Below are 13,795 nucleotides of genomic sequence, written 5' to 3'. Positions count from 1 at the left end.
AAACTTAGTAAATAGGCTTTGTTTAATTAGAATTTATTAAAAATTGTTGGATAAATAGTTAACAGTTTTATTATTTATTAGCAAAATTACTTGATTTGAATCTTTAAGTACTGCATTATAGAAATTATTATAGAAATTTTAATTAAATAAAGAAGACCGTAAGTCATTTGACAAACGGTCTTTTTAATTTTGCAGTAAAGGAATATTTTTATCTGGTAATTTTACTTTCAGTTTGTCTAATGTAAAAGGCTTTTGTAGTGATATTTGGTAAGCAGTTAGGTGCAAAAATTGTTCATTTTTAAAGTTGGGGTTATACAGTGGATCTCCCACAATTGGGCAGTCAATCGCAGCCAGATGAACCCGAATTTGATGTGTTCTTCCTGTTTCTAGTTCTAATTTAACTAAAGCAGTATTGTTGTCAAAATACTTTACAATCTGATAATGTGTGATTGATTTAATACCAGTGCCTGTTACCTTACGTTTGCGCTGATCAAGTGGATCTTGACCGATTGGCAAATCGATTGTTCCTCTGTTAGCTATCGGTTCATTAACATTAATCACAGCTAAATACTCACGGTGAAAAATCTTGGCTGTTAATTCCCGATTCAAAATAGGAACAACTGCGGGATTTTTGGCTACCAGTAGCAAACCACTAGTTAACATGTCTAGTCGATGTACAATAAAAGGGGAAAATCCTAAATAGGTGGCACAATCATTCAGGGCTGTATTAGCTTCCTTTAAATTTGGGTGCGTCTTTTGTCCCGCAGGTTTATTTATGATTAAGAGATTGTCATTTTCGTAAATAACTTCCGGAATTTTACCACTTTCTGGATAAATATGTTGCTTGCTTTCAACGTGATCGAGCCATAGTTCAACTTTATCATTCGGGCTTACTTTTTGATTAAAATGATAATAACTACCATTAATCAGTACTTTTTGTTCAACGCGTAAAAAATGACGCCATTTTCTCGGAATGAGTAATTGACGTAATAAATCATTGACAGAACACGGATTGAGATTTTCAGGGAAGTTAAAGGTAAAATAATAGCTCATAAATATTTGTTAAATCTTTTTGAAAATAAAGGTAATTTCCTTTAATATGATACAATTTTAGTTGTTTCTAAAGGAGCAGATAAAATGGAAAACAATGAACCAAAGAAAAACGGGATAGGTGGCCTATGGCACCGTTTTGATAACCGTTTTTTTATCGGTCGCTGGATCATTTTGATTTTGCTTACCGTGATGTTATTGGTTTGTACTTATTATACCGTTAAAGTTAAAACTTCAAACATATCAAATTTAAAGGCATCATTATCAGCTACAACTGGTATTTACGATTATAGAAGCCAAAAATCTGGTTCACTATACTCACAAAAAGGCACGTATGTTGGTTATAATAAAATTTCTCCTAATGTAAAAAATGCCGTTATATCAACAGAAGATCGTACTTTCTGGAAGAACCCGGGCTTTAGCATCAAAGGCATGGGCAGAGCTGCTTTAGGCTTGGTTCTTAATCGTGGTCAAATATCTGGTGGTGGTTCAACTATCACACAACAATTGGCTAAAAATGCTTTGTTGACCCAAAAGCAAACATTCTCTCGTAAAGTTGAAGAGCTTTTTTTTGCTGTCGAGATAAATCACGTTTATTCTAAAAAAGACATATTGACTATGTACCTTAATAAAGCTTATTTTGGCAATGGTGTATGGGGTGTTGAAGATGCCAGTCAAAAGTATTTTGGCAAGAATGCCAGTCAGTTGACAATCGGAGAAGGAGCAACATTAGCCGGTATTTTACGTAATCCAAGTAAATATAACCCAATTGACCATATGTCCTATGCTTTGTCTCGGAGAAACCTGATTTTAAATCTAATGGTTGATAATAAAAAATTATCAAGTTCCAGGGCGAAAAGTGAGCAAAAAATTGGTTTAACTTTACATGATACTTACCATAATAAAGATGGCTATCGTTACCCTTATTTCTTTGACGCAGTAGTTGATGAGGCAATTAATCGCTATGGCCTAAAAGAAGAAGACGTAATGAATAAGGGATTGAAGATTTATACAACTCTTAATCAAAATTATCAAAGTCAGCTGCAGCAAAAATTTGACCAGGGTTATCTGTTCCCGCAAAACGCCGCTGATGGTACTAAACCTCAAGGCGCATCAGTGGTAATGGACCCTACAACAGGTGCAGTTAGAGCAGTAGTAGGTGGTCGCGGCAAACATGTTTTTCGTGGCTATAACCGTGCGACTCAAATGAAAAGACAGCCAGGCTCTTCAATTAAGCCGCTAGTTTCTTATGCTCCAGCACTTCAACAGGGTTATCACTATGATTCACAGCTTTCTAACAAACTGCAGCGTTTTGGTAAGAATGGTTATCAACCGCATAACGTTGACAATGGCTATTCTGATAAAATCCCTATGTATTCTGCCTTGGCGCAGAGTAAAAATGTTCCTGCAGTTTGGCTATTAGATCGAATTGGGGTATCTAAGGGAGTTCAATCAGCTAATAATTTTGGTATCAAAGTACCAAAAGAAGACCAAAATCTTGCTTTAGCATTAGGTGGGCTATCAACAGGTGTTTCACCAATCCAAATGGCTCGAGCATATTCAGCTTTTGCCAATAAGGGAAATTTGCCTAATAATTCTTATTTCATCACTAAGATTACTGATGCTAGTGGAAATGTGATTGCTGAAAATCATGATACAGGCACACACCGCATTATCTCGGAAAATACCGCTAAAGAAATGACCACCATGTTATTGGGAGTTTTTGCAGGCGGAACTGGAACATCGGCTCAACCAGCCGGTTATCGGGTTGCAGGAAAAACTGGGTCAACTGAAGTACCAAACTCTTATGGCTTTGGTACTAAAGATCAGTGGATCGTTGGTTATACACCTGACGTTGTGGTAGCTACTTGGGTTGGCTTTGACCGTACTAATCAGCAGCACTTCATGCATGGTGTTTCAGAAACTGGTATTACTAGGCTATATAAAGCTGAAATGGAAGCAATCTTGCCATATACTGCTCAAAATCAATTTAAAGAACAAGCGCCAAAGCAAATTATTCAAAATAACGGTGCTGGTTCTGATTGGACAAAGGGCTTTGGTGATAAAATCGAAAAAGGCTTAGGTTCAGCAGGAGAAAAAATTAATGAATGGTATAATGACATTAAAGGACTTTTAGGTCATTAATTAGGAGGAAAAATATGATTAATATTTATGATTCAGCAAATCAAGTAGCAACTGATCTGCAAAAGCTTGACGAATTTAAGGCTTTAAGTGAGGCTGTTGCTGCTGTTAAAAGCAATGAGGAAAGTGCTGCTTTGTTCAAACAGATGGATGAGATGCAGGCAAAGATTATTAATTCACAGTCTGAAGGAAGAGATTTTCCTAAGGACTTAGAAGAGGATTATAAAAAATTAAATGAAAAGGTGCAAAAAGATGCCCAAATATTAAAGCTCTTGCAGGCTGAACAAAGTATGTATAAAACTATTGATGATGTTCAAAAAGCAATTGCTAAGCCAATTAATGACCTTTATGACGGTCTTAGGAATAAATAATAATGAAATTTATCCATTTTGCTGACGCACATTTAGATAGTCCATTTTTGGGGCTATCTTTTTTACCATCTGAGAGTTTTAAGCAGATTCAAAATGCTCCAATGCAATCTTTAACTAAAATTGTTGATCTGGCTCTGAAAGAAAAGGTAGATTTAGTATTAATTGCTGGGGATACTTTTGATAGTTTCAAGCCAACTCCCAGTGCACAAATTTTTTTTGCCCATGAAATTGAGCGACTAGTCAATGCGCAGATTCAGGTAATTATGATTTTTGGTAATCATGATCATATGGCAAAAGAAGACTTGCTGGTCGCTGAAAGTCCCTATTTCAAATTATTGGGTAATGGTGAAAAAGTAGAAACTGTCTCTTATAAAACAAAAAACGGTTTTGAGTATGACGTGACAGGTTTTTCATATTTAGCCAATCATATTAATGAAGACATGGCAGCGCAATTTCCTGCTAAAAGCAATCGTTATACCTTTGGCATCATGCACGCACAGGAAAGAGCTGGTACAAGTGCACAAAATGTTTATGCTCCTTTTAGTTTGAGTGAGTTACAAAATCTCAATTACAATTATTTTGCATTGGGTCATATTCATTTAAGACAAGTTTTGTCTGAAACTCCATTAATCGTCTACCCGGGAAACATTCAAGGACGTCACATTAATGAAACCGGTCCCAAAGGTTGCTATTTAGGAACTATTGACGAGCAAACAAAACAAACCAAGATTCATTTTGTGCAGACTAGTTCTATTACATGGAGTAAAAAAGAAATTGAATTAACAAAGCCAATGACAAAAACAGAACTGGAAAATATGGTTATTAATTGTTTGTCCGCAATATCAACTACTTATTTTTGTCTGCAAATTAAGGGTGCTGATTTTTTGAATGAAAAAGAAAAAGAATTGGTTCAAGACAGTGATTTTTGGCAAATGATTTCCAGAAAACTGACTCACGATTCACAATTGGTAGATGTGAGGTTTATTAATGGGGATAATTTAGAAATTGCCTTTAATGATCAAAAATACTTTAAACAGGCTGAAAAAGAAGTTTTTAGTTCTGATCAATTTGCTCAAATCAGTAAAAGTTGGGCTTTAAAATCTGATTATACTGATACTTTAGCCCAAGACCCTGAATTCGCTCAGGAAGTAAAACAACTTGCTGAAGTCAAATTGAATAGTAAATTGAAAGGAGTTAATGGTGAAATTAATTAGAATTCAAATAGTTAATTTTGGTCAATTTTCAAACTTTACTTTTGATTTATCAAATTCAAACATTGATGTTTTTTACGGGGCTAATGAAGCAGGAAAGAGTACCGTCGTTGCCTTTATTAAACAGATTTTATTTGGCTTCCACCTTGCTAACCATAGTTCAGATTTTTTTGAGGACTACAAGCCTTTAGCACAAGTTAGTCCAATGGGTGGGTCTTTATTTTTTGAAAATGAAAATGGTCAGCATTATCAATTAGAAAGACTTTACGCGCATGGTAAAGGGTCAAAAACTGGTACACTGACTGTTAAATGCGATAATCAAGTAGTACCAGAAAGCGTTTTTTTCGATCAAATAAAAAATATTGATGGTAATTTTTATACTGACAGTTTTATTTTTAATCAGGATATGCTGGCAAAAGTTGATCAAATCAAACAGAAAGATTTACTGGAACGCATCTATTATTTGGGCGCAGCTAATAGCGACAGTCTGATAACTTTACGTGATGATTTTGCTAAAAGTGCTGACGCCTTGTTCAAAAAGACTGGTAGAAAGCCGCTTATTAACCAATTACTGCTGGAAGTTAAAGCTGAAGAAAGTAAAGTTAGTAACTCTGAAAATGAATTTTCTGTTTACCAAGAACTTAATGACAATTTTAAAAAACAAAAAGGTTTGCAACATCAAGAAGAGCAAAAAGAACTTGAATTACAAAAAGAGTATGACAAGTTAGAAAAGATTCAAAAACTTGTTCCCAGCTACGAAAAATTACAAGATTTACAAAATCAAGTTAAAACAATCAACTTTGATTCAGAGCAGTTTCAATCTGCACAAACTTTAACAATGCAGGCTGAATCTTTGCATAAAAAACAACAAAAAATCATAGCAAAGTTAAATGAATATTCTGATGATCCTGAAGAAAATACAGCAGTTTCAAAGCTTATTCAAAAAAAGCCGGAAGTATTGCAATGGCAATCAGAATATAGTAACTGCTTGCAAAAAGATGAACAAATTAAAGATGAGCAAAATCAACTTATTGCACTCGATCCCAATCTGAATAAGATTGTGGGAATGGAGCAAGAAGAAATTATTAAACTGCAAGAAGACTATCAAAAACTACCTCAAAAGGAATTGAAGATTGGGCAGAGTAAGAATGGTAATTCTAAGCAGTATCTTTTATTTGGTGGCGTTATTTTTGTAGTCGGTTTAATTTTATTGTTTATTGCACGAGCTTTTGGTTTTTTAGCTGTTGGTATGGGATTGGCTCTAGTAGTATTTGGTTCTTACCAGCAAAAGCAAACGCAAAAAGCAGTAAAAATTGCCACAGAGCAAAATGAAAAAATAAGGCAACAAAGACAAACCTTTGAAAAACGCTATGGAATTAAGCCCATCAATTTAGATATAAATAATTTAATTAATGAATGGCGACAATATCAAGTATTAATTCAAAATCTGAAAAGAAATGATCAGCGAAAAACTGAATTAATAGGATTAGTCAAGCCGATAGCAGTTCAATTAGGACATGAATTAAAGCAAACTGTAAATACTTTTGCAGATATTTTGAATGGACTGGATCAACTGACCAAGAAAATAAATTTAGAACGTTTACGTCGAGAAAAGCAAACTAGCTTGGAAAACAGTTTGGCTGAAAATAAAGATGAACTAACTGAAAATGAAACTAAGCTAAAAATGGTTCTGGCAAAGGCTCAAGTTACTAGTTTAGCTGAATATGAGCAAATACAAAAACAAAAGCTAAAGCAGGATGAAATACAAAACCAGATCGATGCTCTTAAGACAAATTTGCAAAATGATTTGAGTGAATTAAAAAGTTATGCTAAAAATAAAACGGAAAATCAAACTGAACTCGCAAATTTAAGGTCAAAAATTTCTGCAGTTCATGAAAATATTAATCACTTACAAGGAAAAGCAGCAGAAATAAAAGTCAAAATGGAAAACTTGGCAAACTCAACAGCTGTTTTCGTGGAAAAGCAAAAGCTGGCTAACTTAAAGGCAAGATTGAAAAATTTGAGCGTTGAATATTTGGCTGACCTATTTACCGCCAAATGGATTAGTCGTGCTCTTGATTTAGCTTCGAATGAACGCTTTCCCAAAATGCTGGTTACTGCTAAAGAATATTTGCGACTATTAACGGATAACCGGTATAATAATATTGAAATTGATAAAAAAATAACGGTTACTCGTTTTGATGGTAAAAAAATAGAAGTGCAATACCTTTCACGAGGAACTTCTGAACAATTATACTTTGCGTTAAAACTGGCTTTTGTTCAACAAATACGAGATGAAATAAATTTACCTATATTAATAGACGACTCCTTTGTTAATTTTGATGATCACAGAGTTGATGAAATTGAAAAGCTGCTTCAAGCAATTGCTAGAAACAATCAGGTATTAATTTTTACTGCGCAAACAAGTCTTGTTGATAAATTGCGAATACAACCGCTAACTTTTAAGAGAGGAACTAAAAATGTATAAACGTTTGCTGGACTATAATGATGGCGAAGAACTAGAGTTGGTTGTGCTAATTAAGAATTCTCAATTAAGACATACAAAAAAAGGCAAACTATATTTAGCAATGTCATTTAGTGACTCATCTGGTGAGATTCGCGGCAATTTTTGGGATGCAAATGATCAAGATGCTGCAACATTTAATGCAGGGACTATTGTTGAGCTTGATGGTAAGCGCGAAGAATATCAGGGACAGCCACAAATAAAGATTTACAGCTTGCGTGTTGTTGGTCCAGAGGAAGGTTATGACCTCAGGCAATTTATTAAATCAGCTCCTGAAAAAATAGCTGATATGAAAGAAGAAATAAACCAATATGTCTTTGAGATACTGAATCCTACTTGGAACAGGATCGTACGATTCTTATTAAAAAAATGGGATAAACGTTTTTTTGAATTTCCTGCTGGTAAGAGTAACCACCATGCAGTGCGTGGTGGATTAGCCTACCATACTGTATCGATGCTGCGTGATGCAAAAGGTTTAGCTGATAATTATTCGCAAATTAACCGTTCATTGTTATATGCCGGCTGTATTCTCCATGATATGGGCAAAGTACTCGAATTAACCGGTCCGGCTGCGACTCAATATACAACTGAGGGTAACTTGATTGGACATTTGGTTTTAATTGATGAACAAATCATGCTCGCGGCTCAACAGCTTAAAATTGATTTAGAATCTGAGGACTTGTTGCTCCTACGGCATATGGTTTTATCTCATCATGGTAAATTTGAATATGGCTCACCTAAGTTACCTGCTTTACTTGAAGCCGAGTTATTGCACCGCATAGATGATTTGGACGCATCTGTTTATGCTATCACCAATGCCTTACAGCACACTCGTCCTGGTAACTTTACCGATAATATAATGAGTCAAGGCGGCCGTAAATTTTATAGACCCAAAACAGATGAATCATTAGGAAAGGCTCATAAATTAGAGTAAAAAAAGAGTTCAAGCATGCTTGAACTCTTTTAATATACTTTAATATAATTATTTTTTATCAGTAGATGTAGAAACATAAGAAGCTAAGACATCTTTTAGATCTTTATCTTTTATGTCAACTCCAGCCTTTTTAATAACTTTGGCTAGAACATCATGCATAGTTTGTTGGTCTTGTGACATCGTCTGATAGATCTGGTCATCAATCTCTTTTTTGTGTGAAGCAAAAGTTCCTTTAGCAGGGTGCTTAATCATTCTGATTACGTGATAACCTGATTGAGATTTAATTGGACTCTTTGTAGTTTCACCTGTCTTTAATTTAAAAGCGGCTTTCTTAAACGCAGGATCCAAACTTGAATCGGTAGAATCAAAAGTCGGCAGTTTTCCTTCATTATTCTTTGTTCCGGTATCTAAAGAATATTTCTTTACTAAACTCTTAAAGCTTTTACCATTCTTTAATTCATTAGTAATTTCTTCAGCTTTAGATTTTTTAGAAACTAAAATATGTTGCACTTTAACCTTAGGTTGATATGCTTTCCAAGCTTTTTCTTCTTGACTCTTTGAAATCTTCTTGATGTCTTTTAAGGCAACTTCAGTAAGCAAGTTTGTTTTCAAGTTTTGCTTGAAGCTTGAAGCAGTCATGCCATTTTGTTGCAAAACGGCATCAAATTGACTGCCGTACTGTTTTTTGTAGTTGTTATACTGTTTATCAACTTGCTTCTTTGAAACCTTGTTGCCATACTGTTGCTCTAAAACACGATTGATAATCATATTTGCCAATGCGGATTTACCTGACTGAGACTTTTTCATTTCATCATAGTATTCTTGTTGAGTAATCTTACCGCCTTTGTAAGAAGCAACGGTTTTACCACCATTGGAACAAGCTGCTGTCGATAAAGCCATACTTGCTACGGCAATGACAGCTGCTGCTTTTCTGATATATTTTTTCATAAAATAAATTCTCCACATCCTTAATAAATTAAGTCACCGACAACTAATATAACATAAACTGGCAAAACTAGTTTTTATTTTTTCGTTTTCTGCCAAAAATTGCCAGTTTCTTTACTAATTTTTAGAATTATCAGTTTCATTTTCAATATTACGATTAATCGCTGAAGCTTTGCCTTTTAGCTTGGCGATAATCCGATTAATGCTTATTTGATAATATTCCACTTCATTTTGTAATTCAGAAATTGCTCTTTTTGCTTCTGGCAAAGACCGTTTTAATTCTTGCTTGGCAGTCTTTAATTTTTTGCTAGATACAGCAAGATCATTAATGTCTTCTTTGACTGAATTAATTGGTTTTTGCACCGATGGGAATAAACGATTACCATTTTGGTCTTTAAATAGTGAAAGAACAACGCCAAAACCCGCTCCCACTGCTAAACCTAAACTAAAATGTTTCATCATGTCACCTTAGAACTCGGCTCTAATTGCAGCTGCAACTTTTTGGTAATCTTCCTCAGTATATTTTTCAGCGTTATTGCGCGTTGCAATCTTTAAACCGTCTCCTTCAAAGCGTGGTATAAAGTGAATGTGTGAATGCATTACTACTTGGCTAGCACTAGCGCCATTATTGCTACTAATGTTCATACCAGTAATTCTAGGGTCAAACTTTTTAATTGCATTGGCAATTGTTGGAATATACTGCAAATATCTTTGAGCATCTGCAGGCGTATAATCAAAAAAGTTAGTGATGTGTTTTTTAGGTACCATTAAAGTGTGACCTGGGTTGACTTGAGACAAGTCTAAAAAGGCTTTGACGTCGTCATTTTCGAAAACGGTGTAGCTGTTTGCTTCACCTGTGATAATTTTACAAAATAAGCAATCTTTATCTAATTCTTCCATTTTAAAACCTCTTCATTTCAAAATTTAGTTTTCTTTTAATATCATGCTATCATATTAAATGAGTAAATTCATTAAAAGAAAGATAGGAATTATGACTTTAAAAATTGAGAATTTGACCGGTGGCTACACAGGTGTACCGGTCATTAAAGATATAAACCTGGAGATCACTCCAGGCGAAGTTTTAGGGCTAATTGGACTAAATGGTGCAGGCAAATCGACAACAATTAAACATATCTTGGGATTGTTACGACCACAAAAAGGAAAAATTACTCTAAATGGCATTGATTTAGCGGCACAACCTACTAAATTTAAAAGACAAGTCGCATATATTCCAGAGACGCCAGTTTTATATTCAGAATTGACTTTGAAGGAACATCTGCAATTAACGATTCTCAGCTATCAGCTGAATGAAAAGCAGGCTTGGGCAAAAGCCCATGAGTTGCTGCAGATGTTTAGGCTTGATGACAAGCTCGATTGGTTGCCAATTCACTTTTCTAAGGGTATGAAGCAAAAAGTGATGATCGTGACAGCCTTTTTAGCAAATACAGAACTGCTTGTAATTGACGAGCCTTTCACCGGACTAGATCCTTTGGCAGTGGCCAATCTAGTACAATTAATCAAAAGTGCTGCTGGTCAGGGCAAAATGGTACTGATGTCAACACATATTTTAGTTAACAGTGTCCAGGCAGTTTCACGTTATGCGGTCTTAAACAACGGCAAAATTGCAGTTGCTGGTACTTTGGCTGAAATTCGAACGCACTATGACTTAAAGGAAACAGATTCATTTGACCAAATCTATCAAATTTTAAGTCAGGAGCAACAAAATGCGTGACTTGGCTAAAAAAAGGCTGCAGGAAAATATACGCCAGTCTTTAAAATATCTAGTATTGGTTTTTAATGATTTCTTTATCTTAGCTCTGATTTTCCTTTTTGGAGCGCTTATGTTCTGGTACGCACAGGCAATGAAGACCCTGCCTGAAAGTCTGTGGTATTATCGTCCGCTAGTTGGTATTTTGTTGTGGCTGCCACTTTTAGTAGGAAAACTGGTAACATTGCTAAAACCAGCTGATTTACAATTTTTACTGCCTGAAGATGAAAATTTAGCATCATATTTGAAACCAATGTTAAATTACAGCTTAATTGTACCGACAATTTGCTTGGCTTTAATGGCAGGAATTATATTTCCTTTTGCAACGATTAAGGCAAAGATTGAACCTTTAAATTATATTTTTGCTGTTTTTGCTGTTTTTTTGACCAAAATATTGCAGCTTAAAGTTATGGAATGTAATTTATATTTTAACCGTAAATTTTCCATCTTAATTTTAAATATCATTTTCCTGCTTTTGTTTGGTTTGGGAATGTTTAAACCGCAAAGCATGATCTTAATCGCAATCTTGCTAGCGGCTGCTGTCTTTATTTTTGTTGTGAAGCCGCAACATGCTGCTCTTTTTGACTGGCAATATGCTGTGGAGCAAGAAGAAAAGCGCAAAAATGTTGTTTATAGCGCTTTTAGCATGTTCACAGACGTTAAAGAAAGACAGACTAATATTAAAAGACGAAAATATTTGGACTCTTTATTGCCTAAAAATTTATCGTCAGAAAATCCGCATAAATTTTTGTATAGTCGTTCAGTGCTTAGAAACCCAGAAAATATTAATTTAGTTTTCCGAATGACTGCTTTTGCAGTTTTAATCTCATGGTTAGTACAAAATTGGATTTGGGCATTATGTTTATCATGTTTAGTAGTCTTTTTGACTATTTACCAGTTGGTACCGATGGTTGACGAATTTGATAATAATATCATGTATCGTGTTTATCCAATTGAGCGTTCCAATCGCGGCCTTGATTTAGTATCTGCATTAGCAGGAGTATTATTTGCCCAATGGGTTGTAATTAGTGTTTCATGGCTGATCACTTTACCAATTAATCTACACTTGTTTGCAGCAATGGGATGCTTAGTTGTTTTCAGTTGGGGCATGTTAAGGTTATACTTACCTGCAAAAGTAAAGAAAAGGAAGTAGCAGAAAAGATGAGATTACGTAACAAGCCGTGGGCTGTAAAGCTGGTTCAAGAGCATCCAGAAAGTGTGATTGATCGACCAGATCCAAGTCAAAAAATTGATTGGACAAAGCGGTTTGCTGATATTTCAAAACCATTAGAGATAGAAGTAGGGCCCGGCAAAGGAAAGTTTATTACTACGATGGCAGAAGAGCACCCCGAAAAGAATTTTGTTGCTTTGGAATTGCAAATGACAGCAGCTGGCATGATTTTGCGAACCAAACTTGCTAAAAAATTGTCTAACATCCAAATTCTTTGCGCAGATGCTGCTAATATTGACACTTTTTTTGATGCTCACAGAGCAAGTAAAATATATTTGAATTTTAGTGATCCCTGGCCAAAAACTAGGCATGAGAAAAGGCGGTTAACTTATAAGTCTTTTTTACAAAAATATCAAACCGTCTTGCAGGAAAATGGTCAAATAGAGTTTAAAACTGATAATGCAGGTCTTTTTGCCTATTCTGTGCAGAGCATGAATAATTTTGGGATGCATTTTGATTTTGTGTCAGTTGATCTTCATAATGAAAAAGATGAAATTGTAGCTGCCAATATTGAAACTGAATATGAACACAAATTTGCAGCTCAGGGCAATCCAATTTATGCTTTGCATGCTGATTTTGGGGTAAAATAATAAAATAAGAGTAAGGATTGAGAGGTTTTTTCAAAATGGAACAAATAAAAGAATTGAATAAAGATAAATTAGACTCGATTACCAAAAATGGACGAGTAGTTTTAGAATTTTCAGCAGGCTGGTGCCCAGACTGTCGCTTTTTAGACCCCTTCATGCCAGAAATCGAAAAAGATTTTTCCGATAGCAAGTTTTATCAGATTGACCGTGATGGTTCTATTGACTTAGCTAAGGAAATGAATATTATGGGTATTCCTTCCTTTGTGGTCTACCAAGATGGCAAAGAAATTGGTAGACTAGTTAATAAGGATCGTAAAACTAAAGATGAGGTTGAAAGCTTTTTACGGTCACTTGACTAAGTGAAAGAGGATTATTGATTCATGATTACTAGTATTAATAAAAGAAGTTATCCCAATACCTTGATTGTAATTTTAGGTCAGGATAAGGGCAATAGTGAATACGATGAAAAAGCTGATATCACACGCATTACTGATGAAGAGGGTAATGTTACCGGTTATAACTTTTTTAACGTTGATCAGCTAATTGACTACGATAAATTACCAGATGGACAAGTTAAGCTGTCAAAAGATGATTTAACTGCTTTAAATGAAAAATTAGAAGAAGTTGGTTTTACAGATAAGCTTGCATATAGCAAACCAACGCTTGTTTATGGCTATGTCAAAAGCTGTGAAAAACATCCTGATTCTGATCATTTGCATGTTACACAAGTTGATGTGGGCAATGGAGAAGAACATCAAATTGTCTGTGGTGCACCTAACATTGCACAGGGACAAAAAGTGGTTGTTGCTTTACCAGGTACTTTGATGCCTAATGGTCAAGTAATTTGGCCAGGTCAACTGCGTCACGTGGATTCCTATGGCATGATTTGTTCTGCTCGTGAATTGGGGCTTGAGCACGCTCCTCAAAAGCGCGGAATTATGGTGGTTCCTAATGAATTTACTGTTGGAGAAGTCTTTGACCCCGAAAAGTGTGACGAACTATTAGCAAACGGTCAGATTACTTTATAACACT

14 protein-coding genes are annotated in these 13,795 nt (G+C 35.1%); 10 read left to right on the top strand and 4 right to left on the bottom strand.

Annotated features, from left to right (window positions below; translation table 11 throughout):
• Positions 1 to 183: 183 nt before the first annotated feature.
• Positions 184 to 1,053, bottom strand: coding sequence for an RluA family pseudouridine synthase (locus tag JF76_RS06555; protein WP_045928340.1), 870 nt, complete (start codon positions 1,051 to 1,053; stop codon positions 184 to 186).
• An 84-nt stretch (positions 1,054 to 1,137) separates the two neighbouring features.
• On the opposite strand from JF76_RS06555, the gene JF76_RS06550 reads away from it, so the two are divergent.
• From JF76_RS06550 to JF76_RS06530, 5 genes are read left to right on the top strand one after another with little or no spacing between them, the layout of a single operon-like run.
• Positions 1,138 to 3,195 (top strand): PBP1A family penicillin-binding protein, encoded by a 2,058-nt coding sequence (locus JF76_RS06550; protein WP_045928339.1) that lies wholly within the window; start codon positions 1,138 to 1,140, stop codon positions 3,193 to 3,195.
• 14 nt (positions 3,196 to 3,209) lie between these two features.
• Positions 3,210 to 3,563, top strand: a complete 354-nt coding sequence (locus JF76_RS06545; RefSeq protein ID WP_045928338.1) for a YlbF family regulator — start codon at positions 3,210 to 3,212, stop codon at positions 3,561 to 3,563.
• 2 nt (positions 3,564 to 3,565) lie between these two features.
• On the top strand, positions 3,566 to 4,777 hold the full coding sequence (locus JF76_RS06540) for a metallophosphoesterase family protein (protein ID WP_045928337.1): 1,212 nt from the start codon (positions 3,566 to 3,568) through the stop codon (positions 4,775 to 4,777).
• Positions 4,761 to 7,262, top strand: coding sequence for an AAA family ATPase (locus JF76_RS06535; RefSeq protein ID WP_244267930.1), 2,502 nt, complete (start codon positions 4,761 to 4,763; stop codon positions 7,260 to 7,262). Before JF76_RS06540 ends, JF76_RS06535 begins: the two co-directional genes overlap by 17 nt.
• The gene (locus JF76_RS06530) at positions 7,255 to 8,232 is read left to right on the top strand and encodes a 3'-5' exoribonuclease YhaM family protein (protein ID WP_045928335.1); all 978 of its coding nucleotides are present in this window, start codon (positions 7,255 to 7,257) and stop codon (positions 8,230 to 8,232) included. The genes JF76_RS06535 and JF76_RS06530 overlap by 8 nt, the downstream gene beginning before the upstream one ends.
• A 48-nt stretch (positions 8,233 to 8,280) precedes the next feature.
• Here JF76_RS06530 and JF76_RS06525 read toward each other — a convergent pair whose 3' ends face one another.
• The 3 genes from JF76_RS06525 to JF76_RS06515 all read right to left on the bottom strand — a co-directional run bounded on the left by JF76_RS06525 (position 8,281) and on the right by JF76_RS06515 (position 10,077).
• On the bottom strand, positions 8,281 to 9,180 hold the full coding sequence (locus JF76_RS06525) for a peptidylprolyl isomerase PrsA (RefSeq protein WP_045928334.1): 900 nt from the start codon (positions 9,178 to 9,180) through the stop codon (positions 8,281 to 8,283).
• Positions 9,181 to 9,294: 114 nt separating this feature from the next.
• Entirely contained in the window at positions 9,295 to 9,636 is a 342-nt protein-coding gene (locus tag JF76_RS06520; protein WP_045928333.1) for a hypothetical protein, read from the bottom strand.
• A gap of 9 nt (positions 9,637 to 9,645) precedes the next feature.
• Positions 9,646 to 10,077: an HIT family protein gene (locus tag JF76_RS06515; RefSeq protein WP_045928332.1), complete on the bottom strand. Its 432-nt coding sequence runs from the start codon at positions 10,075 to 10,077 to the stop codon at positions 9,646 to 9,648.
• A 91-nt stretch (positions 10,078 to 10,168) separates the two neighbouring features.
• Between JF76_RS06515 and JF76_RS06510 the strand changes: the two genes are divergently transcribed.
• From JF76_RS06510 to ytpR, 5 genes are read left to right on the top strand one after another with little or no spacing between them, the layout of a single operon-like run.
• Positions 10,169 to 10,909, top strand: coding sequence for an ABC transporter ATP-binding protein (locus tag JF76_RS06510; protein WP_045928331.1), 741 nt, complete (start codon positions 10,169 to 10,171; stop codon positions 10,907 to 10,909).
• Positions 10,902 to 12,098, top strand: coding sequence for an ABC transporter permease (locus JF76_RS06505; RefSeq protein ID WP_045928330.1), 1,197 nt, complete (start codon positions 10,902 to 10,904; stop codon positions 12,096 to 12,098). Before JF76_RS06510 ends, JF76_RS06505 begins: the two co-directional genes overlap by 8 nt.
• A gap of 8 nt (positions 12,099 to 12,106) precedes the next feature.
• Positions 12,107 to 12,766, top strand: a complete 660-nt coding sequence (trmB, locus tag JF76_RS06500) for a tRNA (guanosine(46)-N7)-methyltransferase TrmB (protein ID WP_045928329.1) — start codon at positions 12,107 to 12,109, stop codon at positions 12,764 to 12,766.
• A 35-nt stretch (positions 12,767 to 12,801) separates the two neighbouring features.
• Entirely contained in the window at positions 12,802 to 13,122 is a 321-nt protein-coding gene (locus JF76_RS06495) for a thioredoxin family protein (RefSeq protein ID WP_045928328.1), read from the top strand.
• A gap of 21 nt (positions 13,123 to 13,143) precedes the next feature.
• Complete coding sequence (ytpR, locus tag JF76_RS06490) at positions 13,144 to 13,791, top strand: YtpR family tRNA-binding protein (protein ID WP_045928327.1); 648 nt, start codon at positions 13,144 to 13,146, stop codon at positions 13,789 to 13,791.
• Positions 13,792 to 13,795: the final 4 nt, after the last annotated feature.

Source organism: Lactobacillus kullabergensis, from assembly GCF_000967195.1.
GTDB classification, from domain to species: Bacteria; Bacillota; Bacilli; order Lactobacillales; family Lactobacillaceae; genus Lactobacillus; species Lactobacillus kullabergensis.
Note: the sequence above shows the minus strand (reverse complement) of the source record. Positions and strands in the feature narration are given on the sequence as shown.